This window comes from Hydrogenophaga sp. IBVHS2 (assembly GCF_002127215.1).
Taxonomy (GTDB): Bacteria; Pseudomonadota; Gammaproteobacteria; order Burkholderiales; family Burkholderiaceae_C; genus Hydrogenophaga.
Window position 1 is genome coordinate 200,410 of record NZ_NFUT01000003.1, and the last position, 23,829, is coordinate 224,238.

Annotated in this window: 20 protein-coding genes and 1 other RNA gene; 3 read left to right on the forward strand and 18 right to left on the reverse strand. The window is 69.2% G+C overall.

What is annotated here, in order from left to right; genetic code table 11:
• Positions 1-83 precede the first annotated feature (83 nt).
• The 10 genes from hslU to dapF all read right to left on the reverse strand — a co-directional run bounded on the left by hslU (position 84) and on the right by dapF (position 10,686).
• Positions 84-1,418: an ATP-dependent protease ATPase subunit HslU gene (gene hslU / locus CAP38_RS10195; RefSeq protein WP_086121300.1), complete on the reverse strand. Its 1,335-nt coding sequence runs from the start codon at positions 1,416-1,418 to the stop codon at positions 84-86.
• A 90-nt stretch (positions 1,419-1,508) separates the two neighbouring features.
• Complete coding sequence (gene hslV / locus CAP38_RS10200; protein WP_086121301.1) at positions 1,509-2,057, reverse strand: ATP-dependent protease subunit HslV; 549 nt, start codon at positions 2,055-2,057, stop codon at positions 1,509-1,511.
• A 116-nt stretch (positions 2,058-2,173) separates the two neighbouring features.
• On the reverse strand, positions 2,174-3,952 hold the full coding sequence (locus tag CAP38_RS10205; protein WP_086121302.1) for an STAS domain-containing protein: 1,779 nt from the start codon (positions 3,950-3,952) through the stop codon (positions 2,174-2,176).
• Positions 3,953-3,994: 42 nt separating this feature from the next.
• Positions 3,995-5,146 (reverse strand): RNA polymerase-binding protein DksA, encoded by a 1,152-nt coding sequence (gene dksA / locus CAP38_RS10210; protein ID WP_086121303.1) that lies wholly within the window; start codon positions 5,144-5,146, stop codon positions 3,995-3,997.
• Positions 5,147-5,346: 200 nt separating this feature from the next.
• Positions 5,347-6,432, reverse strand: coding sequence for a GTP-binding protein (locus CAP38_RS10215; protein ID WP_086121304.1), 1,086 nt, complete (start codon positions 6,430-6,432; stop codon positions 5,347-5,349).
• Between the two features lie 70 nt (positions 6,433-6,502).
• On the reverse strand, positions 6,503-7,687 hold the full coding sequence (locus CAP38_RS10220) for a class I SAM-dependent rRNA methyltransferase (protein WP_086121305.1): 1,185 nt from the start codon (positions 7,685-7,687) through the stop codon (positions 6,503-6,505).
• Complete coding sequence (locus CAP38_RS10225; RefSeq protein WP_086121306.1) at positions 7,684-8,133, reverse strand: DsrE family protein; 450 nt, start codon at positions 8,131-8,133, stop codon at positions 7,684-7,686. Before CAP38_RS10225 ends, CAP38_RS10220 begins: the two co-directional genes overlap by 4 nt.
• A complete protein-coding gene (locus CAP38_RS10230) occupies positions 8,130-9,104 on the reverse strand; it encodes a tyrosine recombinase XerC (RefSeq protein ID WP_086121307.1) in 975 nt (324 codons plus the stop codon). The genes CAP38_RS10225 and CAP38_RS10230 overlap by 4 nt, the downstream gene beginning before the upstream one ends.
• A gap of 2 nt (positions 9,105-9,106) precedes the next feature.
• Positions 9,107-9,808 carry a DUF484 family protein gene (locus CAP38_RS10235; protein WP_086121308.1) on the reverse strand — a complete coding sequence of 234 codons (702 nt, stop codon included), beginning with the start codon at positions 9,806-9,808 and terminating at the stop codon, positions 9,107-9,109.
• A 5-nt stretch (positions 9,809-9,813) separates the two neighbouring features.
• Positions 9,814-10,686, reverse strand: a complete 873-nt coding sequence (gene dapF / locus CAP38_RS10240; protein ID WP_086121309.1) for a diaminopimelate epimerase — start codon at positions 10,684-10,686, stop codon at positions 9,814-9,816.
• Positions 10,687-10,751: 65 nt separating this feature from the next.
• On the opposite strand from dapF, the gene CAP38_RS10245 reads away from it, so the two are divergent.
• The gene (locus tag CAP38_RS10245) at positions 10,752-12,473 is read left to right on the forward strand and encodes an MBL fold metallo-hydrolase (RefSeq protein WP_086121310.1); all 1,722 of its coding nucleotides are present in this window, start codon (positions 10,752-10,754) and stop codon (positions 12,471-12,473) included.
• A 5-nt stretch (positions 12,474-12,478) separates the two neighbouring features.
• Here the strand turns inward: CAP38_RS10245 and rnpB are convergent.
• Positions 12,479-12,828, reverse strand: an RNA gene (gene rnpB / locus CAP38_RS10250) — RNase P RNA component class A.
• Positions 12,829-13,853: 1,025 nt separating this feature from the next.
• Here rnpB and CAP38_RS15615 point away from each other — a divergent pair.
• Positions 13,854-14,720: an NAD(P)/FAD-dependent oxidoreductase gene (locus tag CAP38_RS15615; RefSeq protein ID WP_373271412.1), complete on the forward strand. Its 867-nt coding sequence runs from the start codon at positions 13,854-13,856 to the stop codon at positions 14,718-14,720.
• 95 nt (positions 14,721-14,815) lie between these two features.
• The gene (locus CAP38_RS10260; RefSeq protein ID WP_143435810.1) at positions 14,816-15,532 is read left to right on the forward strand and encodes a glycine zipper 2TM domain-containing protein; all 717 of its coding nucleotides are present in this window, start codon (positions 14,816-14,818) and stop codon (positions 15,530-15,532) included.
• A gap of 29 nt (positions 15,533-15,561) precedes the next feature.
• Here the strand turns inward: CAP38_RS10260 and CAP38_RS10265 are convergent, their stop codons facing one another.
• The 7 genes from CAP38_RS10265 to CAP38_RS10295 form a co-directional block, all read right to left on the reverse strand.
• Positions 15,562-16,788, reverse strand: coding sequence for a hypothetical protein (locus CAP38_RS10265; RefSeq protein WP_143435811.1), 1,227 nt, complete (start codon positions 16,786-16,788; stop codon positions 15,562-15,564).
• 407 nt (positions 16,789-17,195) lie between these two features.
• Entirely contained in the window at positions 17,196-18,068 is an 873-nt protein-coding gene (gene htpX, locus CAP38_RS10270; RefSeq protein ID WP_086121313.1) for a protease HtpX, read from the reverse strand.
• A gap of 135 nt (positions 18,069-18,203) precedes the next feature.
• A complete protein-coding gene (locus CAP38_RS10275; RefSeq protein WP_086121314.1) occupies positions 18,204-18,959 on the reverse strand; it encodes a DUF3025 domain-containing protein in 756 nt (251 codons plus the stop codon).
• A gap of 17 nt (positions 18,960-18,976) precedes the next feature.
• Positions 18,977-20,032: a dihydroorotase gene (pyrC, locus tag CAP38_RS10280; RefSeq protein WP_086121315.1), complete on the reverse strand. Its 1,056-nt coding sequence runs from the start codon at positions 20,030-20,032 to the stop codon at positions 18,977-18,979.
• 31 nt (positions 20,033-20,063) lie between these two features.
• Entirely contained in the window at positions 20,064-20,975 is a 912-nt protein-coding gene (locus CAP38_RS10285) for an amino acid ABC transporter substrate-binding protein (RefSeq protein WP_256924407.1), read from the reverse strand.
• Between the two features lie 93 nt (positions 20,976-21,068).
• Positions 21,069-21,986: a LysR substrate-binding domain-containing protein gene (locus tag CAP38_RS10290; protein WP_086121316.1), complete on the reverse strand. Its 918-nt coding sequence runs from the start codon at positions 21,984-21,986 to the stop codon at positions 21,069-21,071.
• Positions 21,967-23,823 carry an ABC transporter ATP-binding protein/permease gene (locus CAP38_RS10295; RefSeq protein ID WP_086121317.1) on the reverse strand — a complete coding sequence of 619 codons (1,857 nt, stop codon included), beginning with the start codon at positions 23,821-23,823 and terminating at the stop codon, positions 21,967-21,969. The genes CAP38_RS10290 and CAP38_RS10295 overlap by 20 nt, the downstream gene beginning before the upstream one ends.
• Positions 23,824-23,829 lie beyond the last annotated feature (6 nt).

Here is a 23,829-nt window from a genome sequence, read left to right on the forward strand (position 1 = left end):
AAAGTGATGCTTCAAAACAAAACGCCCCCGGGTATCGGAGGCGTTCTGACGGCCGGTCGGCGACCGGCGGGAGCCCGGCCCGCTCAGAGGATGTAGCGGGACAGGTCCTCGTTGCGGCTGAGTTCGCCCAGGCGGCCGTCGACATAGGCGGCGTCGATTTCCAGGGTCTGGCCCTCCAGGCGCACCGCGTCGAAGCTGACCTCGTCCAGCAGATGCTCCATCACGGTGGACAGGCGCCGCGCGCCGATGTTCTCGGTGCGCTCGTTCACCTCGAATGCGATCTGCGCCAGCCGGTGGATGCCGTCGGGTGTGAAGGACAGGGTCACGCCTTCAGTGGCCAGCAGCGCCTGGTACTGGCGCACCAGCGAGGCATGCGTCTGAGTCAGGATGGCCTCGAAATCGGCCACCGACAGCGACTGCAGCTCCACCCGGATCGGAAAACGCCCCTGCAGCTCGGGGATCAGATCGCTCGGGCGGGCCAGGTGGAAGGCGCCGCTGGCAATGAACAGGATGTGGTCGGTGCGGATCACGCCGTACTTGGTGGACACGGCCGTGCCCTCCACCAGCGGCAGAAGATCGCGCTGCACGCCCTGGCGCGAGACCTCGGCGGTGCTGCCGCCGTCGCTGCGGCTGGTGACCTTGTCGATCTCGTCGATGAAGACGATGCCGTTCTGCTCGGCGTTGTGCAGCGCGCTGCTGCGGATCTCGTCCTCGTTGACCAGCTTGGCTGCCTCCTCGTCGATCAGCAGCTTCATGGCCTCGGCGATCTTCATGCGGCGGGCCTTCTTGCGCCCGGCGCCGAGCTGGCTGAACAGGCCCTTGAGCTGGTCGGCCATGGCCTCCATGCCGGCCGGCCCCATGACGTCCATGGCGGGCAGGGCATCGGCCACTTCCAGTTCGATCTCGCGGTCGTCGAGCTGGCCTTCGCGCAGCTTCTTGCGGAAGGCCTGGCGCGCGGTGCTGTCGGAGGCCGGCGCGGCCGGCTCGAAGCCGATCGAGCGCGGCGGCGGGATCAGGATGTCGAGGATGCGCTCCTCGGCCGCGTCTTCGGCGCGGGCGCGGTGCTGGCGCATGGCCACCTCGCGCGCCTGCTTGACCGCCACCTCGGCCAGGTCGCGGATGATGCTGTCCACGTCCTTGCCCACATAGCCCACCTCGGTGAACTTGGTGGCCTCGACCTTGATGAAGGGCGCATCGGCCAGACGGGCCAGGCGGCGCGCGATCTCGGTCTTGCCCACGCCGGTGGGGCCGATCATGAGGATGTTCTTGGGCGTGATCTCCGGCCGCAGCTTCTCGTCGACCTGCTGGCGGCGCCAGCGGTTGCGCAGCGCGATGGCCACCGCGCGCTTGGCGCCCTTCTGGCCGATGATGAAGCGGTCGAGCTCGGAGACGATCTCTTGTGGCGTCATGGAGGACATGTGGCCCCCACGCTTGTCACTTCGTGTACGTCGCTGCCCCCCGAGGGGGCGCGAGCTGGCTTGGGGCGGCCCGGCGCAGCGCTCATTGCTTCACTCCAGTGTCTCGATGGTGTGGTTCATGTTGGTGTAGATGCACAGCTCGCCGGCAATGGCCAGCGACTGTCGGACCACCTGCTCGGCGCTGAGTTCGGTGTGGTCGATCAGCGCCTTGGCAGCGGCCTGGGCATAGGCACCCCCCGAACCGATGGCGACGATGCCGTGCTCGGGCTCCAGCACGTCGCCGTTGCCGGTGATGATCAGGCTGGCGCTCAGATCGGCCACGGCCAGCATGGCCTCCAGGCGGCGCAGCACGCGGTCGGTGCGCCAGTCGCGGGTGAGCTCGATGGCGGCGCGGGCCAGATGACCCTGGTGCTTCTCCAGCTTGGCCTCGAAGCGCTCGAACAGGGTGAAGGCATCGGCCGTGGCGCCGGCAAAGCCCGCCAGCACCTTGCCGTGGTAGAGCTTGCGCACCTTGCGGGCCGTGCCCTTGACGACGATGTGACCCAGGGTCACCTGCCCGTCGCCACCGATGGCCACCTGGACCCCTTGAGGGGTCTGGCGCCGCACGCTGACGATGGTGGTTCCGTGAAACGATTCCATGGCGGTCCGGAAGTGGGGAATGAGGGGCAGATGGTGCCACCGGCAGGGGTATCAAGCCCCGGGCAGCGGTGCAGGTGCAACAGACGGTGAATCCGCCCTGCAGGGCAGGACCGGCATCAGTCGGTGCGCAGCACGACCTTGGCGTACTCGGTGATGCCTATGACGTGGAAGAACGCCGACACCAGGCGGTGCACATCCACGAACTGCACCATGCGACCTTCGGCGTGGTGGCGCGACACCCAGTTGAGCAGCGTGCCGGCGGCCGAAAAATCCACCCGGATCAGGTTGCGGCAGGAAATGATCAGCACATCGGCGCCGGCCAGGCGTTCTTCCAGCGCATCCAGCGTGGCCTGGGGATCTCCGCGCACCTCGCCCGAGAGCTCCACCATGCCGAGCTGCCCGCCACCGGCGGTGGTGTTGCCCAGGGTGGAATGCTCGCCGCCGAGGGTGGACGACAGCGGTTCGAGCACCGATTCGCCCAGCACCGACTGGTCGACATCCGGCGATCCGGGATCGCCCTGCTGCTGCTGGAACCGGCACCGGGGACGTTCCCAGCCCGGGGGGGACACCTCGTAGGTGACGCAGAAGTCCAGCGCGGTGAGCTCGAACTCGTCGGCACGGTTCATGACCCGCAACGCCGCCATGCGCAGTTCCCACCAGAGCTGTTCCACGTCGCGGCGACCGGCCGGCGTCATGTCGCGCAGACAGTCGCGCAGGGCATGGGCGCCGATGAAGCGCAGCTCCACCGGCTGATCGCCCCACAGGGTGAAGATGCCCAGCAGCGCCCGGGCGGCCTTCTGGTCCAGGGTGCGCAAGGGCGACCAGTCGATCACCCACGGGGCCGCGGCACGCTGAAGCACGTTCTGCAGCGTGCCGACCGAATACGCGTCGAGCTCGACCTCGCACACCCAGTGGGCCCGGGCATTGTGGGCGACCACATCGGAGGGCTCCTTGCCGGTCATGGCCGCCACGGCGCCCGGCATGTCGTACCACTGCGGCGGCGAGCGATGGAAACGGGTCGTGAAATCGACGGCCCGGCTCTCGTAGGGTGCCACCTGGCCGGTGGCCCGGTAGAAGTCGAAGAGGGTCAGCCAGCTGGCCATGTCGTTGGCCTTGGGACTGGCCTCCAGCACCATGTCGAGCAGGCCCTGCTCGGCACCGGGGTCATCCCCGTTGGCAAAGCGGATGGCGGCCTCCTCGACCTCGGGGTCCTGCGCCACTTCCTGCACCTCGAGCGCATAGAAGCGCGACGCCGAGAAGGCCGCGCCATGCGGCGGAGGGGCTGCGGCATCGCCCACCGGCATGACCAGCCCGGTCTTCATCGACGCACCGGAGGGGCGGTCGAGCGGGGCCGAGCCACTGAGCGCCATCGGAACGGTCGAGGCCGGCTGGGTCTCGGTGCGCGGCAACGGACGTGAAGTGATCCGGGGCGACTGCAGGCCCGCCGGCTCGGTGGGCAGGTCGGCCCGCTGCTGGGAGGTGAGCCGGTCCTGCATGGAAGCGCCGGGCGACCCCCCGGTGCTGACCGCCGAATCGGGGCCCTTGGTCTTCCACCATTGCATCGACATCTGGGCTTCGATCTCGTCGATCTTCTTCAGGGTCATGGCCCGGTCGTCCGGACGGGACGGCAGGCTGCTCTGGAAGAAGGACGGGCGCACGCCCTGGGCTTCGCCCGGTGTGCCCTCGCGGCTGCGGATCTTGCGCAGCATGTCGAACTCGCGCTTGCGCACGAAGTCGTTGCGGCGCTTGCGCTCGATCATTTCCTTGAGCGCGGCCTTGCTGTATTCGCTCTCGCGGTCGACCTCGCGGGTGTCGAGGTCGGCCCAGCTCGTGGTCGGATGACGCACGAACTTCACCACTTTCGACAGGAATCCGCCGGAGTCGTCCTTGGCCATGAATCGGTGTGCCGGATGGGGTGGGAGGAAGACGCCTGCGCGTCAGTCCCCAAACATCTTCTGCTTGAGCTCGCGGCGCTGCTGCGCTTCGAGCGAAAGGCTGGCCGTGGGACGCGCCATCAGGCGGGCCACGCCGATGGGCTCGCCGGTCTCCTCGCAATAGCCGTAGTCGCCGGCGTCGATGCGGGCGATGGCCTGTTCGATCTTCTTGAGCAGCTTGCGCTCGCGGTCGCGGGTGCGCAGTTCCAGGGCGTGCTCTTCCTCGATGGTGGCCCGGTCGGCGGGATCGGGAACGACCACGGTGTCTTCGCGCAGGTGTTCGGTGGTCTCGCCGGCGTTGGCCAGCATGTCGGCCTTGAGCTGCTGCAGCTTGCGGCGGAAGTAGGCCAGCTGCACTTCACCCATGTACTCGCTCTCGGGCATGGCCTGGATGTCCTGGTCGGTGAGTTGATCGACAGGCAGGGTCTTCCAGTTGTTGGCCCTTTTGGGGTCTTTCTGGATGGATGAGGTAACGGGAGGCGTCATGACTCGTGCAATCGTTGGAGAAAAGGTGGCTTTCGCCGCATCGGGAGCATGGGTGGGCACCACCTCGGCCTGGGTCATCTGTTCCATCATGACCTTCTTGGCCGCCCGCTTGCCCAGGGGACGCGGGGTCGGCTCGATGACCGAGGCCGGCTTCGGCGCTGCATGCACCTTATCGACAGATGGTGCAGGTGCCTTGACCGCAGGGCTGACCGGCGGCCTGGCCGCGACAGGCTTCCCGGCCGCGCGGGTTGCCGGAGCCGGCGCCGCCGACTTCACCGGCGCCTTGACAGCGGTCTTGGCCGGGGCCTTGGTCAGGGTCTTGGCCGGCACCTTCGGGGCGGGCTTGGGCGGGCTCTTCGGGGTGACCTTCGGTGCGGCTTTGGCGGCGGGCTTGGCCGGCGCCTTGGCCGCAGGTGCCTTCGCAGCCGGCTTGGCTGCGGCCTTGGCCGGCGCTTTGGCGGCCGGCTTGACCGCCTTGGCCGGCGCCTTGGCGGCCGGTTTGACCGCCTTGGCCGGCACCTTGGCAGCTGGTTTGACCGCCTTGGCGGCAGCCTTGACCGGCGCCTTGGCAGCAGACCTGGGTTTCGGCGCGGCGGACGAGGTCCGCACCGCAGCCCCCTTGGTGGTGGGCTTGCCAGTCTTTGCTGCCTTCGATGCCGGGGCTTTCACTGAGGGTCTCCTGATGGGCTCTGACGGATCGGTCGGATCGCGGCTCGGTCCTGCAGGGACCGGGTCAGCGGATCAGTGCGCTGTTATACCCCCATCACCAGGCCGGGCTCCGGGGCCGCGCGATTGTAGCCACGCCCCCACAGAGACGGCTGCCCGGCCCGGCCCCCGCTGGCCCGGCGTTGGGGAAGAACGACACCCGCTCAGACCAGGCTCTGTTCCAGCCCCTGCTCCAGGATGTCGCGCGGCAGGTCGATCCCGATGAACACCAGCTTGCTCATGCGCGGTTCGCCCTCGGCCCAGACCGGTCCCAGATCGCTGCCCATGAGCTGGTGCACGCCCTGGAAGATCACCTTGCGTTCGGTGCCTTCCATGTGCAGCACGCCCTTGTAGCGCAGCATGCGCGGGCCATAGACCTGCACGATGGCGCCCAGGAAGTCTTCCAGCTTCTCGGGGCTGAAGGGCCGGGTGGCGCGGTAGACGAAGCTCTTCACGTCGTCGTCGTGGTGGTGGTGATGGCCGTGGCTGTGCCCGTGCTGGTGCGAGGGGTGGTTGCAGTGCTCGCCGTGCTCGTGGTCATGGTGCTCATGGCCGTGATCGTGGTGATCATGGTCGTGATGGTCGTGGCCGTCGGCCTTCAGGAAGTCCGGGTCGATCTCCAGCTTGGCATTGAGGTTGAAGCCGCGCAGGTCGAACACCTCGCTCAGGGACACCTCGCCGAAATGCACCGGGCGGATCGGGGCGCGCGGGTTCATGTGCTTGAGACGGTGGATCAGCGCGTCCACCTCGGCCGGCTCGACCAGGTCGGCCTTGCTGATGAAGATCTGGTCGGCAAAGCCCACCTGGCGGCGCGCTTCCTGGCGGTCGTTGAGCTGCTGGGCCGCGTGCTTGGCGTCCACCAGGGTCAGGATGGAGTCCAGCAGGTACTGCTCGGCCACCTCGTCGTCCATGAAGAAGGTCTGAGCCACCGGGCCCGGATCGGCCAGGCCGGTGGTCTCGATCACCACGCGGTCGAAGTCCAGTTCCCCCTTGCGCTTCTTCTGCGCGAGGTCCTGCAGGGTGGCGCGCAGGTCGTCGCGGATGGTGCAGCAGATGCAGCCGTTGCTCATCTGGATGATGTTCTCGGTGGTGTCGGCCACCAGGATCTCGTTGTCGATGTTCTCTTCACCGAACTCGTTCTCGACCACGGCGATCTTCTGGCCGTGGGCTTCGGACAGCACGCGCTTGAGCAGGGTGGTCTTGCCGGAGCCGAGGAAGCCGGTGAGGATGGTGGCGGGGATCAGGGCCATGGGAGCGGGTCCGGTTGGGGGTGGGGATCAGGAAGGCGCCGCAGTGTAGTGCAGCGCCATGACGGGCGGTTCAGGCCTGGCGCATCACCACCAGGCCCTTGAGGTATTCACCTTCTGGAAAGGCCAGGGTCATGGGGTGGTCGGGCGCGCCGCCCAGGCGCTGCAGGATGGCGCCGTCCACGCCGGCATCGATGCCCGCCGAAGCCACGATCTTGTGGAACAGCTCCACCCCGATGCCGCCCGAACACGAGAAGGTGAACAGCACCCCGCCCGGGTTGAGCAGCTTGAGGCCCAGGCGGTTGAGGTCCTTGTAGGCGCGCGCCGCCCGCTCGGCATGGGCCGCCGTGGGCGCCAGCTTGGGCGGGTCGAGCACGATGGCGTCGAAGCGGCGGCCTTCGTCCAGAAAGCGGCGCAGCGAGGCGTTGACGTCCGCATCCAGAAAGGTGGCGCGCCCGGCGTCGAAGCCATTGAGGGCCACGTTGGCCGCTGCCTGTGCCAGCGCCGGCCCGGAAGAATCGATGGACATGACCTGCCCTGCCCCGCCGGCCAGTGCCGCCACGGTGAAGCCACCGGTGTAGCTGAAGCAGTTGAGCACCTCCCGGCAGCCCAGGCGCTGCACATGCTCCCGGAAGACGCCGCGGCTGTCGCGCTGGTCCAGGTAATAGCCGGTCTTGTGGCCCTGGGCAATGTCCAGGCCCAGGCGCCAGCCATGTTCCTGCAGCTCGAAGGCGGTGGGACCGTCCCCGCGCAGCCAGCCAGTGGCGGGCTGCAGGCCGTCGAGCTCGCGGCTGCTGGTGTCCGACCGCTCGTACAGGCGCGGGCAGCCGGTGAGTTCGATGAGCGCATCGGCGATGACGTCCTTCCAGCGCTCCACGCCGCAGGCGGTGAACTGGGCCACCAGGGTGTCGCCATAACGGTCGACGATCAGCCCCGGCAGGCCGTCGGACTCGCCGTGCACCAGCCGCACGCCGTTGCTGGCGATGCCCAGCCGGTCGCGCAGGGCCAGGGACCGCTGCAGGGTGGCGCGGAAGAAGCCGGCATCGATGCGGGTGGCCTGGTCGAAGCTCCAGGCCCGCACCCGGATGCGGCTCTCGGGTGAACACGCGCCCCAGGCCAGGAACTGGCCGTCGTGGCTGTCCACCCGCACGGTTTCGCCAGCGTCGGCATTGCCCCTGGCGATGGCGCCGTCGAACACCCAGGGGTGGCGGCGCAGCAGCGAACGTTCCTTGCCAGGCTTGAGGCGGATGACCTTCATGGGCGCAGGTACACGAAACCCTCGCGCGCCTGCAGCCGGGCCACCTCGGCCACGCCGGAGGGCACCACGGTGGCCTCCATGGCCAGCTTCGCTGCATCGATCTTGCGCGAGACCAGCGTGTTGTTGCACACCCGGAACTCCACACCCTTGTTGGCCAGATCGGCAATGGAGCCGGCAAAGGGCTGGTCCATCTGGTTGGTGGCGCCCTGCAGCAGGAAGTCGATGCCCAGGCCGTGGGTCACCACCACGATGCGGGCCTTGGGGTCGGCGGCGAGGTGGTTGCGGATGTTGCCGATGGCTCGCGAGGCCTGGGGAATGCCTTCGCTGAGGTGGTAGACCACCTTGATGGGGGCATCGGCGGCAGGGGGCGTCTGGGCCAGGGCGGCCAGGGGCAGCAGGGCCAGACTCAGGGCGGAGACGGCCAGCTGGCGGCGGGAGCGGTTCATGGGGATTCCTTGTCGTCGGGAACGGAGGGGATCGGGGTCCGCGCCTGGGCACGGGGATGGGCCGCGTCGTACACGCGGGCCAGGTGCTGGAAATCGAGGCGGGTGTAGACCTGGGTGGTGCCGATGTTGGCATGGCCGAGCAGCTCCTGCACCGCGCGCAGGTCGCCGCTGGACTGCAGCAGGTGGCTGGCGAACGAATGGCGCAGCATGTGCGGATGCACCGGCACCGACAGACCGGCCTGCATCGAGCGGCGGCGCAAGCGCTGCCGGATGTGCTGGGGCGTGAGCCGCGTGCCGCGCTGGCCGATGAACAGCGCCGGATCGTCCCTGGCCCAGAGCGGGCGCTGCTCCAGCCAGCGCGCCAGGGCCTCCAGCGCGGCGCGGCCCACCGGCACGCTGCGCCGGCGCGAGCCCTTGCCCAGCACGTGGGCTTCGGCGGCCTGGATGTCGATCCAGCCCCGGGCGGCCGGCCCGGCGTTCACGTCCAGCCCCACCAGCTCGCCGATGCGCAGACCGCAGCCATACAGCAGCTCGGTGATGCAGGCGTCGCGCGCTTCCAGACCCGGATCGTCGTCGGACTGCACATGCTCGGCCAGCCGCACCGCGTCGTCCACCGCCAGCGCCTTGGGCAGGGGCTTGCCGGCCTTGGGGGCGCGCACACCCTGCACCGGGTGGTGATCGACCAGGCCCTGGCGGCCCATCCAGGTGTAGAGGCCGCGCCAGCCCGAGAGGATGAGCGCAATGCCCCGGGCGCTGCGGCCGCTGCTGTGCATGGACGCGATCCAGCGCCGGATGTGGGGCGGCTGCACCGACTTCAGACCCACGCCGGCTTCTTGAGCGAACCGCTGCAGGCGCTGCAGATCGAGCGTGTAGAGCGCCACGGTGCGCTCGGCCAGCCGCTTTTCCACCCGCACATGGTCCAGGTAGGCCTGGACCAGGGCAGCGTCGTCGGCCGGCGCGGCGGGCTGCATGCTCAGTGGACCACCGCCGGCACCACCGGACGCAGGCGGGCGAAGGCCGCGCTGGTGAGCTCGCCGATGCGCTCCAGGAAATCGGTGCCCATGTCGGCCGCAAAGCGCTGCGGGTCGGACGAGGCCAGCACCAGCAGACCGAAAGCCTCCGGCGCGGCGCCGGCGCGCAGCGGAATCAGGGCCAGCGACTGCACCGTGGCCGGATCGTCCAGCCAGCGGGCGGCCTCCAGGCCGGGGTTGCCGCCGCAGTAGGGCAGCGAGAGCGATGACGCAAAGGCCTTCACATCGTCGCTGGCACCGCTGGCCCAGGTCTCGGCGGCGAACGGTGCGTCCACCCCCCAGACCTTGACGGCCACCTGGGGCACCAGGAACAGCCGGGCCAGCTCCCGCGTGGCCACCACCGGCAGATCGCGCGCCTCACGGGTGAGCAGCAGCTCGCGGGTCCAGCGCTGCAGGCGGTCGGCGATCACGGTGTTTTCCTGGCCGTGGCGGATCATCTCGGCCGCCCGCAGTTCCAGGCCCCGGATCTTCTCGCGCAGCATCTCGGCCTGCCGCTCCTGCAGGCTGACCGCCCGCTGGCCATGCGGGCTGGTGAGCTGCACCGCCGCCAGCAGGCTGGCATGGCGCTCGAAGAAGTCGGGCGTGTTGGCCAGGTAGTTGGCGATGTCGTCTTCGGTGATGGGGGGGATGGCGTCGGGTTTCATGGTGTTCAGGACAGATCGGGCACGTCCACCGTGCCCTCGAAAACGGAGGTGGCCGGGCCGGTCATCATGACCGGCGCATCCAGCCGTTGCCGACCGGGCCATTCGATGGTGAGCACCCCGCCCCGGGTGTGCACGTCCACCCGGGCATCGAGCCAGCCCAGACGGATGCCCGCCACCACCGCCGCGCAGGCGCCGGTGCCGCAGGCCAGGGTCTCGCCGGCGCCGCGCTCGAACACCCGAAGGCGCACGGTGGAGCGGTCCAGCACCTGCAGGAAGCCCACGTTCACCCGGGCCGGAAAGCGGGGATGGCGCTCGATCTGCGGGCCCCATTCGAGCACCGGAGCGGTGTCCACATCATCCACCCGCAACACCGCGTGCGGGTTGCCCATGGAGACCACGGCCACGCCGGCCTGTCCGCCGGCCACGTCGATCGGCCAAGGCTGGTAGATGTCGGGGGCCTGCGGGGCGAGGCCCGAGGCATCGAAGGGAATGCGCTCCGGCGCGAACACCGGCGCGCCCATGTCGACCGTCACCCGGCCATCCGGCAGGCGCAGCAGGCTGATCTCGCCCTGCTTCACCTTGACCCGCAGCGGGTTGCGCTCGCTCAGACCGTGGTCGTGCACATACCGCACGAAGCAGCGGGCGCCGTTGCCGCAGTGCTCCACCTCGCCGCCGTCGCTGTTGTGGATGACGTATTCGAAATCCAGACCCGGCCCCGGCGAGGGCCGCACGGTCAGGATCTGGTCGGCGCCCACGCCGAAGTGGCGGTCGGCGAGCCAGCGGTACTGGGCCGCCGTCAGGCCCAGGCGGCCCCGGGTTTCGTCGAGCACCACGAAGTCGTTGCCCGCGCCCTGCATCTTGGTGAAGCGGATCTGCATCGCGCCATTATCGGCGCTCGCCCCGGCGACAGGGCACGGACGGCGCGTTCCCGCACAATGCCCGCATGGTCCGCCCCACCCAGCTCCTGCACCCCGCCCGCAGTCCCGCCCCGCTGCGCCCTGCCGCCACCGTGCTGCTGCTGCGCGACAGCGCCGATCCGGCACGCCCCGGCATCGAGGTGCTCATGACGCGCCGCTCCATGACCGCCAGCTTCGCGCCCGGGGCCTATGTGTTTCCGGGCGGCGGCATCGATGCCGCCGACCGCCAGAGCTTCGACGTGGCCAGCCGCCGTCCCACCCAGGACGACACCGCGCTCACCCAGGCCATCGCCGCCATCCGCGAGAGCTTCGAGGAACTCGGTGTGCTGCTGGCCCGCCGGGCCGACGGATCCCCGACCGACGACAGCGACATCGCCCTGCTGGACCGCCAGCGGCCGCTGCCCGAGCAATGCCGTGACCGCGGCCTGACCCTGGACGCTGCCAGCGTCTTCGTGCTGGCGCACTGGATCACCGACCGCGACCTGCCGCGGCGTTTCGACGTGCCCTTCCTGGTGGCGCGCATGCCCGAAGGCCAGCAACCGGTGGCCGACGAATCGGAGCAGTTCGAGCCGGTCTGGGTGCGGCCGCAGGACGCGCTGGAACGGCACGCGGCCGGGCAGTTCTTCATCATCTTCCCCACCATCCGCACCCTGGAGCGGCTGCAGCACCATGCCAGCGTGCAGTCGGTGCTGGACGCCTGCGTGGTCGACGACCGGCCGCTGTGGACCAGCTGCCCGCGCGCCGGCTTCGTCAACGGGCGCGAGTCGCGCCACATGGAACACGAAGCCCCGTTCGGCGAACTGGCACTGGTGACACCGGACGGGCGCATTGCCCACCACCTGGACTGGCAGTCCGAGCAACCCGTGGCGCTGCTGCGCAACGTGATGCGGCTGACCGCGCCCAACCCCGGCTTCATGACCGGCCCGGGCACCAACAGCTACATCGTGGGCGACCCGGCCACGGGCTATGTGGTGATCGACCCGGGGCCGGACGAGCCCGAACACATCGACCGGCTCTGGCGGGCCACCGGCGGCGCGCTGCGCGCCATCGTCTGCACCCATTCCCACCCCGACCACTCGCCCGGCGCACCCCGCCTGCAGGCCCTGTGCACCCAGGCCGGGCTGCAGACGCCGCCGGTGCTGGGCCTGCCCAGCGGACCCACGGCCCGGGCCAACAGCCACTTCGTGCCCGACCGCACGCTGGCCGACGGAGAGCTGATCGAGCTGGTGGGCGTGGACGGTGACACCACCGTCAGCCACACGCTGGAGGTCATCCACACACCCGGGCATGCGGCCAACCACCTGTGCCTGGCGCTGGTGGAAGACGGCCTGCTGTTCTCGGGCGACCACATCCTCAACGGCAGCACCACGGTCATCGACCCGCCCGACGGCAACATGGACGCCTACCTGAACTCGCTCGACCGGCTGGACCAGGCCTGCGAGCGGCACGGCATCGAGTTCATCCTGCCAGCCCATGGCTACGTGCTGGGCGACCTGCGCCGCAGCGCCGACCACCCCAGTGCCCCGGCCGAGGGTGGCGCCCGGGTGGCGATCCGCCAGCTCAAGGCGCACCGGCTGGCGCGCGAAGCCAAGATCGCCCGCGCCATGCAGGCCCGCCCCGACGGCACCCCGGACGACTGGGTGCCGCTGGCCTACGACGACGTGCCCGAGCGCCTGTGGCCGGTGGCCCGCCGCTCGCTGCTGGCCCATGTGGAGCGCATCCGGAGCCTGGGCGGGTTCGACGCATGAATAAGTTGTGGAGCGCGCCTGTAAGCCGGATTCTGTGCACCCCGGTTGCCCGGGGCGTGACCGCCATTCATCTGGGCCGGGGGTTGCCCACCCGGCTCGGTGCTACCTACCCGCCAGCTCAGCGGAACCACCTCGACGCTGGCCTATTTGGTATTGCTGCGCGCAGAGATTGCCCGTTTCACCCGAACTGAATCGGCTCGTCTCTGTTGCTCTGATCCTCACCTTGGGGCCGCCCGGGTTGCCCCGGCCGGCCTTTCGGTGGAGAGGTGTTACCTCCTGCGCTGTCCTGTGCAGTCCGGACGTTCCTCCAGCACACCCTTTCGGGCCTTGTGCCAGCGGCGGTCCGGCGCGCTCCACCCCGGTATTATCGGCGCCTCCCGCGCCAGTCCGGCGCGCGCCTGCTTGATCGCCACAAGCCGCCCCATGATCCGCATCGCCGAACTCAAGTTGCCCCTGGCCGAGGTCCCGTTCGAGACCCGCCGCGCCGCCGACGCCCCCACCGAAACCGACGCCGACCGCGCCCCGCCGCCGCACCCCGAGGCCGCGCTGCGCCGGCTGGCCGCCGAAGCCCTGGGGCTGCATGCCGCACAGATCGCCGACCTGCAGGTCTTCAAGCGCAGCTTCGACGCCCGCAAGGCCGACCTGCGGGCGGTCTACATCGTCGACATCAGCCTGGCCGATCCGGCGCAGGAGGCGCCTCTGCTGGCCCGCCATGCCGGCCACCCGCACATCACGCCCACCCCCGACATGGCCTGGACCCCGCCGGTGCAGGCGCCGGCCACTTGGCCCGCGCGCGAGGAAGAGCGGCCGGTGGTCATCGGCCTGGGCCCCTGCGGCCTGTTCGCGGCCCTCGCCCTGGCGCAGATGGGCCTCAAGCCCATCGTGCTGGAGCGTGGCCGGCCGGTTCGCCAGCGCACCAAGGACACCTGGGGCCTGTGGCGCAAGAAGGTGCTCAACCCGCAGAGCAACGTGCAGTACGGCGAGGGCGGCGCCGGGCTGTTCTCGGACGGCAAGCTCTACAGCCAGATCAAGGACCCGCGCTACCTGGGCCGCAAGGTCATGCACGAGTTCGTGGAAGCCGGAGCGCCGCCCGAGATCCTGTACATGGCCCACCCGCACATCGGCACCTTCAAGCTGGTCAAGGTGGTGGAAACCATGCGCGAGAAGATCACCGCGCTGGGTGGCGAGATCCGTTTCGAGCACCAGGTGACCGGCGCCCGCTTCGAGCCCGCAGACGACGGCCACCAGCGTCTGGCCGGTCTGCAGGTGCTGCAGCTGGCCACCGGACAGACCCTGGACATGCCGGTGCGCCATGCGGTGCTGGCCCTGGGCCACAGCTCGCGCGACACCTTTGCCTGGCTGTGGGACGCCGGCGTCTTCATGGAGGCCAAGCCGTTCTCGGTGGGATTCCGCATCGAACACCCGCAAAGCGTGATCGACCGCGCCCGCTGGGGCCGCCATGCCGGCCACCCGCTGCTGGGTGCGGCCGACTACAAGCTGGTGCACCATGCCGCCAACGGGCGCGCGGTCTACAGCTTCTGCATGTGCCCGGGCGGCACCGTGGTCGCGGCCACCAGCGAGCCGGGCCGCGTGGTCACCAACGGCATGAGCCAGTACTCGCGCGCCGAGCGCAATGCCAACGCCGGCATGGTGGTGGGCATTGACCCAACCGACTTTCCGCAGAACTTCCCCGACGACCTGCCCCTGTGGACGGCCGCCTTCGGCGACACCGACGGGCCGCGCTACGCCGACCAGGCCCGCGCGCTGCGCCAGCAGGGCCAGCACCACCCGCTGGCCGGCGTGGTGCTGCAGCGCCAGCTGGAAGCCCGGGCCTTCGAGCTCGGCGGCGGCACCTACGACGCCCCGGCCCAACGGGTGGAAGACTTTCTGGCGGCGCGGCCCAGCACCGCGCTGGGCGAGGTGCAGCCGTCCTACAAGCCCGGCGTGCACCTGACCGACCTGGCCGCCGCCCTGCCCGCCTATGCCATCGACGCCATGCGCGAGGCCCTGCCGGTGTTCGGCCGAAAGATCCGCGGCTACGACATGCCCGATGCCTTGCTCACCGGCGTGGAGACCCGCACCTCAGCCCCGCTGCGCATCACCCGGGGCGAGGACTTCCAGAGCCTCAACACCATCGGCCTGTACCCGGCCGGGGAAGGCGCCGGTTACGCCGGCGGCATCCTCTCGGCGGGGGTGGACGGGATCAAGGTGGCCGAAGCGGTGGGGCGAGCGGTCGTCACCGGGTGAAGCAAGTCCCGCAAATGCCTGATTTCTTTACAAGGCAGCCACACGTCCACACCCGGTTTGCGGCAGCATATGCCGATCCGTTCAAGGAGTTCGCCATGAACACCCGTCGTCTGTCCCTGCTCGCCCTGGCCTGTGCCGGCCTGTCGGGCCATGGCCTTGCCCAGGCCCAGCAGGAAGAGGGCCGCGTCATCAGCAGCACACCGGTCATCCAGCAGGTGGCGGTGCCGCGTCAGGTGTGCAGCGACGAAGTCGTCACCTACGAGGGCCGCAGCTCCGGCGCCGGTGCCCTGCTGGGCGCCGTGGCCGGCGGTGCAGCGGGCAACGCCATCGGCAACGGCGGCGGCCGCACGGCGGCCACCGTGATCGGCCTGATCGGTGGCGCCATGCTGGGCGACCGGATCGAGGGCCGAGGACCGGCGCAAAGCGAGACCATCACCCGCTGCGGCACCCAGACCCTGTACGAGCCGCGCACCGTGGCCTACGACGTGGTCTACGAGTACGCCGGGCGCCAGTACCGCACCCAGATGGCGCAGGACCCGGGCCGCTTCGTGCGGCTGAACGTGGCACCGGTGGATGCGCTACCGGCCTCGCCGCCGCCGGTGTACCCGCAGCGCCCGCAGGTGATCTACCAGACGCCTTACCCGGCGCAAACCCAGATCTATTCCGGCACCACGTATTACCCGGCCACCTCGGGCGTGGTGGTGATCAACGGCCAGCGCTACCACCGACCGTACGACCCGGACCGCCGCTGGGAGAACCGCTACGGCGATCGTCACTGGGACCGTGACGGACGCCGCTGGGACCGCGACTGACCGCCACACGCCCTGCGCCGCGGCAGGCGTCAGAGAGGCAAGGGCCCATTCACGGCTGATTCGACGTTCGGGAACAGCCGCGTCAACTCCTCAGACAGCTGTTTCCGGTACTTGTATCGGAGCCTGTTGAACACCTTCTCGTGCGACGACATGTCGAGCCGGACCGGCCCTGACACCGATGAGTTGAACTGGCCTTGTTTCGAGGCCCGCCCGATCTCCTGGACCCAGGCATCGGCCACCGTCCGAAGCCCGGTCATCGTCTTTTTCGAACACGAGTGCTTCTCCTGGAAGCCGTTCACCCAGGCCATGAGTTCGTCGCAGCGGGTGTACTCGGTTTTTTCGACCGATTTCGGCGCTGCAAACGGAAGTTCGACACCCGGGAACAGATCGCTCAGTTTGTTGCAGAGCATCCGCTGGTATCGGGGTCTGAGCTTTTCAAACGCCTCGTCCGCCTTTGACAGGCCTGTCCCAGTCGGGCCGGACGGCTGCAGAGGCACCTCGGTCCCGACCAACGCCGATCCGCTGAAACGGTCTTGCAGGGCGCGGGGCGTGGGGGAAGCGTCCGAAGCATCGAGGTGTGAAATCCAGGCGTCGGCGATGTACCGGATCTTCTCGAAAGTAGCGTCGGAACAACGGGTGAGACCCTGGAAGTCTTTGACCCATGCGTCGAGCTGCCTGAAGGCCGAGGGCGCCTGGTGCTGGAATGGCAGGGGGGAGGTCTCCGGGTTGGGGCTGGTTTCACCCCGGGTGATGCTCGGCGGAGCCGTGGCCCAAAGAATCGTCTGTGCACCCAGACCAGCCACCGACAACTTGGTGTCATAGGCTTTGGCAAAGGTGTTCAGGTACTGGAGTTCCCAGATCGGGTCGGACTCGAAAAACCTCTGCGCCGCGGCGGTGAACCCCGCCTTGCTCACTTGAAGGGCCCAGGCACCGTGCAGGCGACCCATGGCCTGCGACAAACCCGCTCCATGCGGAACGTCCACATCCTGTTCAGCGAGGCTGAGCTGCAGGGCTCCGAACCACGCCGACAACGCTGGCCGCAGCCCGTTGATCAGCGCGTCCTCCAGCGCGCGCAACCCATTGCCGTCAAGGCTTTTCAGATCGAGCTGCGGTATGCGATCTGCAAACCGGGACAACACACCGGGCAGATCGGCAGCGCTCTTGCGATCGGTTTCGTCGGAGAAAGCCTGGATGAACTCCTTCATCCAGATGTCAGGATCTTCCCGGGTGGTCACATGCTGATCGACATCGTTCACCTGCTCCACCGGCTTCAGGTGATGGGGAGTCCTGGGGGGTGGCATGCCCCGGCGGGACTCGTGCTTCAGATCACGGTCGGAGGCCTGATCACGGGGTGAAGCGTGCGGGGTGTCGTTCAGGGTGGGGCATGGTGACCGGGTGAGTCGGGGTGAATGAAGGGAATCAGAGCGCATGAAAAGGCACAGGTACGGGTGAATCGCCATCCGCCAAAGGACAGGGAGGACATGACACGGCGCTGCCACACATTCACGGCATCGACCGGCCGGTCTTGGTGTGAGTTGGTTGCCGGCCGTTGCAGCCGCCTGTCCAGAGCCATCCTGTCACCCCGGGACACGTTGGCACCACCCCGCCGCGCCCGCAAAAAAGGCCGCCCGAGGGCGGCCTTTTGCGTGGGCCATCGACCCGATCAGCCGTTCTGCTGCAGCGCGGCGATGCGCTCTTCGATGGGCGGGTGGGTGCTGAACAGCTTGCCCAGGCCGCCGGTGATGCCCATGGCCTGCATGGTCTTGGGCAGTTCGCCGGGGGTGAGGCCACCCAGGCGGGCCAGCGCATTGATCATGGGCTGCTTGCGGCCCATGAGCTGGGCGGCGCCGGCGTCGGCCCGGAACTCGCGCTGGCGGCTGAACCAGGCCACGATGATGGCGGCCAGGAAGCCCAGGATGATGTCCATGACGATGGTGGTCACCATGTAGCCGATGCCGGGGCCGCTGCTCTGGCTGTCGCCCTTGCGCAGGAAGGCATCCACCGCATAGCCGATGACGCGGCTGAGGAACACCACGAAGGTGTTCATGACGCCCTGGATCAGGGTCATGGTGACCATGTCGCCGTTGGCGATGTGGGCCACCTCGTGGCCGATGACGGCCTCGACCTCTTCGCGGGTCATGTTCTGCAGCAGGCCGGTGGACACCGCCACCAGGGCCGAGTTCTTGAAGGCGCCGGTGGCAAAGGCGTTGGGCGCGCCTTCGAAGATGGCGACCTCGGGCATGCCGATGTTGGCCTGACGGGCGAATTTCTCGACCGTCTGCACGATCCAGGCCTCGTCGGCGTTCTGGGGCTGGCTGATCACGCGCGCACCGGTGCTGAACTTGGCCATGGGCTTGCTGATGAGCAGCGAGATGAAGGCGCCGCCGAAACCGATGACCAGCGAAAAACCGGCCAGGGCGGTCAGATTGAGGCCGTTCGCGGTCAGGAACCGGTCCACCCCCAGCAGGCGGGTGGTGATCAGCAGCACCGCCATGACGGCGACGTTGGTGAGGACGAGCAGCAGGATGCGTTTCATGTGGGCTCCGTGGAGTGGGTGTGGCCGGTCAGGGCGGCCAGTGTGCCTGGGATTCCGGCCGGTGCTGGCGGGTTCCCCGGGCGCAGCGGCTGCGCATGATACCGAGAAGCCGATATGGCGCCGCCGGACGCCGATTCAAGGACGGGGCGGACGGAAGACGGTCGCATCGGCGTAAAACGCCGGATCGTCATTGGCCGGCCACCAGCCCGGCACGCCCAGCACCGGCAACGGGGTGAAGGGCTTGGCGCGCAGGGCGTCGGGGGACAGCGCATCGGCCAGCCAGCCGTCCCAGGCAGACAGATCAGCGCCCAGCTCGACCGGCACCGGCCAGCGCAGCACGTGGGCGGTGATGGATTTGTAAGGACTCACCAGCTTTTCCAGCAAGGCGTGGCCGAAGACCACCAGCCGGGCCTGCGCCCACAGGGGGCGCTGCTGCACGAACAGGCGCTGCCAGTCGCGCGCGAGCAGGGCCTCCCACAACGCGGCCGGGGCCTGCAGCAGGGCGGCGTTCTCGTCGAACAGGGTGAGGGCGTCGCGCAGCGGGCCGCGAACCGCACCGACGCCGGCCTGGGCGATCTCGGCGGCCTGCAGCCGGTTCAGGCCTTGCTTGGTCCGGGGAAACCGGTGCCAGCACAGGCCGTTGAAGGCATCGTGCAGGTTGTTGCGGGTGGGGACGGTGGCCGTGTCGGCGATGAACTGCTCGTAGGCCTGCCCGTCCGGCAGCGCCGACTGCGGCACGAAGCGCACCGGCAGCGGGCCCAGCCGGTTCAGGGCTTCGGGCAACTCCGGGGGGAAGACGCCAGCGCTGTCCGGCGCCGGCAACCCGGGCCCCCAGGCGTCCAGCGGTGCGAACCAGGGCGACGCCCAGGGCAGGGACCAGCCGGCACCCATCGCTGGAACGGCGGGCCTCAGGCCACCTGGCGCCAGGGCAGCGCCTCGCCGGCGCGCAGCGGCTTGAGCTCGGCCTGGCCGAAGGCAAAGCTCTCGGGTGGCGTCCAGCGCTCGCGCTTGAGGGTGACGGTGCCGGTGTTGCGCGGCAGGCCGTAGAAGGCCGGGCCGTTGAAGCTGGCAAAGGCCTCCAGCCGGTGCAGGGCGCCCACGCTGTCAAAGGCTTCGGCATAGAGCTCCAGCGCGGCGTGCGCGGTGTAGCAGCCGGCGCAGCCGGTGGCGTGCTCCTTCAGGTGGGCCGGGTGCGGGGCGCTGTCGGTGCCCAGGAAGAAGCGGTCGCTCCCCCCGGTGGCCGCCGCCACCAGGGCCTGGCGGTGCACCTCGCGCTTGAGCACCGGCAGGCAGTAGTAGTGCGGGCGGATGCCGCCGCTGAAGATGGCGTTGCGGTTGTAGAGCAGGTGGTGGGCGGTGATGGTGGCCGCCGTGAAGGGGCCGGCCTCGGCCACGTACTGCGCGGCCTCGCGGGTGGTGATGTGTTCGAACACCACCTTGAGTTCGGGGAAATCCCGGCGCAGCGGGATCATCTGCTGGTCGATGAACACCGCCTCGCGGTCGAACAGGTCGATGTCGCTGGAGGTGACCTCGCCGTGCACCAGCAGCAGCAGGCCGTGCTTCTGCATGGCTTCGAGGGTGCGGTAGGTCTTGCGGATGTCGGTGACGCCGGCGTCGCTGTTGGTGGTGGCGCCCGCCGGGTAGAGCTTGGCGGCCACGACACCGGCCTCACGGGCCCGGGCGATCTCGTCGGGCGGCAGGTTGTCGGTGAGGTAGAGCGTCATGAGCGGCTCGAACGTCAGGCCCTCGGGCACGGCGGCACGGATGCGGTCGCGGTAGGCCACGGCCTGCGCGGCGGTGGTCACCGGGGGCTTGAGGTTGGGCATGACGATGGCACGGCCGAACTGGGCCGCCGTGTGGGGCACCACGGTGCGCAGGGCATCGCCATCGCGCAGGTGGACGTGCCAGTCGTCCGGGCGGGTCAGGGTGAGGGTGTCGGGGGCGGAGGTCGGGGCGGCATTCATCCCGCGATTGTCGCAGCCCCGACCCCGCGGGTCAGAAGGTGACGCGGTCGCTGGGGAACTTCCAGACCTCCTGCAGCATGTAGCTGGGGGCCAGGTTGAGCACCGCCCCGCGCGGCGGTATGGGCTGTCGGAACCAGCGGTCGTAGAGGGCCTGCATCTCGCGGGAGTGGATCAGGCGGCGCATCTCGTCGTCCACCAGTTTCTTGAACTCGGGGTCGCCCCGGGGCAGCATGATGGCCAGCGGCTCCATCGTCATGAAACGCCCGACCACCTTGAGCGCGGCCGGGTCGGGTCGGTTGGCCTTGAGGCCGTACAGCAGGGCATCGACCATGGCAAAGGCATCCGCCTCGCCCTTTTCCACCAGGGCCACGGCCTGGTCGTGTTCGGCCACCTCGATGAACACGGTGGACAGGCCGCGGTCATTGGCCATGCGGCGCGCGGCTTCCAGCGGCGTGGTCTGGGCGGTGGACACCAGGCGCCGGAGCTTGGGGTGGTCGATGCCGTCGATGGGGCTGTCGGCCCTGACAAGCAGGCGGGCGCCGGTGATGAAGTGCGGGATGGTGAACTCCACCCGTTCGCGGCGCAGGGCGTTGTTGGTGGTGGAGCCGCATTCCAGCTGGGCCCGGCCACGCTCGATGGCGTCCATGCGGTTGGCACTGTTGACCGGCAGGTAGTCCACCATCAGCGGACTGCGGCGCGTGCGCGCCTCGATGGCACTGACCAGCCGCAGGCAGATGTCGATGGCAAAGCCGACCGGTCGATCGGTGCCGTCGCGGTACGAGAACGGCACCGAGGCATCGCGGTAGGCCAGCACGACACGCCCCTCTCGCTGGATGCGCTCCAGCGTGGATGCCTGAACCTGGGCCTGCACCGGCGGGGTGCCCATGACACCGAGCAGCCACAGGGCGACCAGCGACGAACCCGCGAGACGGCGAAGGACCATGGCAACGACTCCTGCAAGGGGACCCGGACACACGCGGTGGCATGTGATCCGAAGTCACCCCCGGCTGACAAGAGTCATCACGAAACCATCAGATCACCGGCCGACCAGATCGCTCAGGCGGTCCCAGAACACCTGCACCGCCCGCTTGGACCGGGTGCTGTCGGCCGGCCGCGCGCGGTAGAGCCGGATGTCCAGCGCGGCCTGCAGGCCCTCGCCGGCCGGTACCAGACGGCCGGCTGCCACCTCCGAACGGACCGCGCTGGTGGGCAGGAAGGCGATGCCGTGGCCTTCGAGTGCCATGGCCTTGAGGCCCTCGGCCATGTCGGTCTCGTAGGTACGGTCCAGGTGCACCGGCCGGTCGGCGCGCTTGGTGAGGCTGTCCACCACCCGGCCCAGGTAGGCGCCGGGCGCATAGGCCAGGTAGGGTGCCGGCGCGCCGGCCTGACCCGGCACGGTGTAGAGCGGACGGCCCTGGCCGTCGGGCTTGACGAAAGGCGCCAGCACATCGCTGCCCAGCGGCAGCATCTCGTAGCGGGCAGCATCGAGCTGGATGGGCTGGTCCACATGGTGGTAGGCGATCAGCAGGTCGCAGCTGCCCTCCACCAGCCGCAGCACCGCGTCGTGCACATTGAGCGCGATCAGCCGGCTCTTGATCGGGCCGCAGGTCTCGCGCAGGCCAGAGAGCCAGGCCGGGAAGAAGGTGAAGGCCAGCGTGTGCGGCACCGCAAACTCGATCACGTCCTGCGCCGCTGCCGTGTGCGCCCGCAGCGTGGCCCGGGTGGTGTTGAGCGTCTGCAGCATCTCCAGCGCCTGCTCGTACAGCGTCTGGCCGGCCGGCGTGAGCCGCGTAGGATAGGACGACCGGTCCACCAGATCGGTGCCGGCCCAGGCTTCGAGCGACTGGATGCGGCGCGAGAACGCCGGTTGCGTCACGTGCCTCAGCTGGGCCGATCGGCTGAAGCTGCGGGTCTCGGCGAGGCTGACGAAGTCTTCAAGCCACTTGGTTTCCATCGGCCGGATTATCCGACTGCTGCAGCTTCCACATCTGCGCGTAAACACCGCCCCGGGCCACCAGCTCGGCATGGGTGCCGCGTTCGACGATGTGGCCGTGCTCCAGCACGATGATCTGGTGGGCGTCCACCACGGTGGAGAGGCGGTGGGCAATCACCAGGGTGGTCTTGTTGCGGGCGGCGCTGCGGATCTCGCCCTGGATGGCACGTTCGTTGGCCGAGTCGAGCGCCGAGGTGGCCTCGTCGAAGATCAGGATGGGCGGGTTCTTGAGCAGGGTGCGGGCGATGGCCACGCGCTGCTTCTCGCCGCCCGAGAGCTTGAGGCCGCGCTCGCCCACCACGGTGCGCCAGCCCTGCGGCAGCCGCTCGATGAAATCGCGGATGTGGGCCGCCTGGGCGGCCGCCACGGCCGCGTCGTGCCCGGCGTCGGGCCGGCCGTAGAGGATGTTGTATTCGATGCTGTCGTTGAACAGCACCGTGTCCTGCGGGACGATGCCGATGGCCTCGCGCACGCTGCCCTGGGTCACCTGGCGGATGTCTTGCCCGTCGATGGTGATGCGCCCTTCCTGCGTGTCGTAGAAGCGGTAGAGCAGCCGGGCCAGCGTGCTCTTGCCCGAGCCCGAGGGGCCCACCACCGCCACCGTCTGCCCGGCCGGGATCTCGAAGCTGATGCCGTGCAGGATGGGCCGGGCCGGCTCGTAGGCAAAGCGTACGTCCTCGAAGCGCACCGCCGGGGGCCCCTGCAGGCGCAGGGGCAAGGCGCCCGGGGCATCGGCCACCTCGCGCTCCTTCTCGAGCAGCACGAACATCTTGTCGAGGTCGGTCAGGCTCTGCTTGATCTCGCGGTAGAGCACGCCCAGGAAACCCAGCGGGATGTAGAGCTGGATCATGAAGGCATTGATCATGACCAGATCGCCCAGCGTGAGCGTGCCGTCGGCCACACCCTGCGTGGCCCGCCACAGCATCAGCACCAGGGCCACCGCAATCACCAGCTGCTGCCCGGTGTTGAGCAGCGAGAGCGTGCTCTGGCTCTTGAGGCGGGCACGGCGCAGGCGCTCCAGCGCCTCGTCGTAGCGGCGGGCCTCGAAGGCTTCGTTGTTGAAGTACTTGACCGTCTCGTAATTGAGCAGCGAGTCGATGGCGCGGGTCTGGCTGCTGGATTCCAGCTCGTTCATCTCGCGCCGGAACTGGGTGCGCCACTCGGTCACGACCACGGTGAAGGCCACGTACACCACCAGGGCCACCAGCGTGATGACCACATAGCCCATGTCGAAGCGGGTGCCCAGCAGGGCCAGCACCATGGCCACCTCGATCAGCGTGGGCACGATGCTGTAGAGCGAATACGAGATGAGGGACTGCACGCCGCGCGTGCCGCGCTCGATGTCGCGCGTCATGCCCCCGGTCTGGCGTTCCAGATGGAAGCGCAGCGACAGCGCATGAAGGTGCCCGAACACCTCCAGCGCGATGCTGCGGGTGGCGCCCTCGGTGGCCTTGGCGAACACCAGTTCGCGCAGCTCGGTGAACAGGCTGGTGGACAGGCGCAGCGCGCCGTAGGCCAGGAGCAGGGCCACCGGCACCACCAGCAGGGCCTGGGTGCTGCCGGGCGGGATGGTCATGGCATCGACCAGCTCCTTGAGCAGCAGCGGCACGCTGACGTTGGCCACCTTGGCCGCCACCATGAAGCCCAGCGCGAACATGACCCGCCACTTGTAGCGCCACAGGTAAGGCAGCAGGCGCTGCAGCGTGGCCCAGTCGGAGCGGCGCGCGGTTTCGCCGCCGGGCATTCCGGGCGTGGGCGGCAGGGCCACACGGCCTTGGGTCGGGTTGTCGGGTCGCATGCGGGA

Coding starts and splice junctions, on each gene's coding strand:
- hslU (WP_086121300.1), bottom strand. CDS start 1,418: ATGTCCTCCATGACGCCACAAGAGATCGTCTCCGAGCTCGACCGCTTC.
- hslV (WP_086121301.1), bottom strand. CDS start 2,057: ATGGAATCGTTTCACGGAACCACCATCGTCAGCGTGCGGCGCCAGACC.
- CAP38_RS10205 (WP_086121302.1), bottom strand. CDS start 3,952: ATGGCCAAGGACGACTCCGGCGGATTCCTGTCGAAAGTGGTGAAGTTC.
- CAP38_RS10215 (WP_086121304.1), bottom strand. CDS start 6,432: ATGGCCCTGATCCCCGCCACCATCCTCACCGGCTTCCTCGGCTCCGGC.
- CAP38_RS10220 (WP_086121305.1), bottom strand. CDS start 7,687: ATGAAGGTCATCCGCCTCAAGCCTGGCAAGGAACGTTCGCTGCTGCGC.
- CAP38_RS10225 (WP_086121306.1), bottom strand. CDS start 8,133: ATGAACCGCTCCCGCCGCCAGCTGGCCGTCTCCGCCCTGAGTCTGGCC.
- CAP38_RS10230 (WP_086121307.1), bottom strand. CDS start 9,104: ATGCAGCCCGCCGCGCCGGCCGACGACGCTGCCCTGGTCCAGGCCTAC.
- CAP38_RS10235 (WP_086121308.1), bottom strand. CDS start 9,808: ATGAAACCCGACGCCATCCCCCCCATCACCGAAGACGACATCGCCAAC.
- dapF (WP_086121309.1), bottom strand. CDS start 10,686: ATGCAGATCCGCTTCACCAAGATGCAGGGCGCGGGCAACGACTTCGTG.
- CAP38_RS10245 (WP_086121310.1), top strand. CDS start 10,752: ATGGTCCGCCCCACCCAGCTCCTGCACCCCGCCCGCAGTCCCGCCCCG.
- CAP38_RS15615 (WP_373271412.1), top strand. CDS start 13,854: ATGGAGGCCAAGCCGTTCTCGGTGGGATTCCGCATCGAACACCCGCAA.
- CAP38_RS10260 (WP_143435810.1), top strand. CDS start 14,816: ATGAACACCCGTCGTCTGTCCCTGCTCGCCCTGGCCTGTGCCGGCCTG.
- htpX (WP_086121313.1), bottom strand. CDS start 18,068: ATGAAACGCATCCTGCTGCTCGTCCTCACCAACGTCGCCGTCATGGCG.
- CAP38_RS10275 (WP_086121314.1), bottom strand. CDS start 18,959: ATGGGTGCCGGCTGGTCCCTGCCCTGGGCGTCGCCCTGGTTCGCACCG.
- pyrC (WP_086121315.1), bottom strand. CDS start 20,032: ATGAATGCCGCCCCGACCTCCGCCCCCGACACCCTCACCCTGACCCGC.
- CAP38_RS10285 (WP_256924407.1), bottom strand. CDS start 20,975: ATGGTCCTTCGCCGTCTCGCGGGTTCGTCGCTGGTCGCCCTGTGGCTG.
- CAP38_RS10290 (WP_086121316.1), bottom strand. CDS start 21,986: ATGGAAACCAAGTGGCTTGAAGACTTCGTCAGCCTCGCCGAGACCCGC.
- CAP38_RS10295 (WP_086121317.1), bottom strand. CDS start 23,823: ATGCGACCCGACAACCCGACCCAAGGCCGTGTGGCCCTGCCGCCCACG.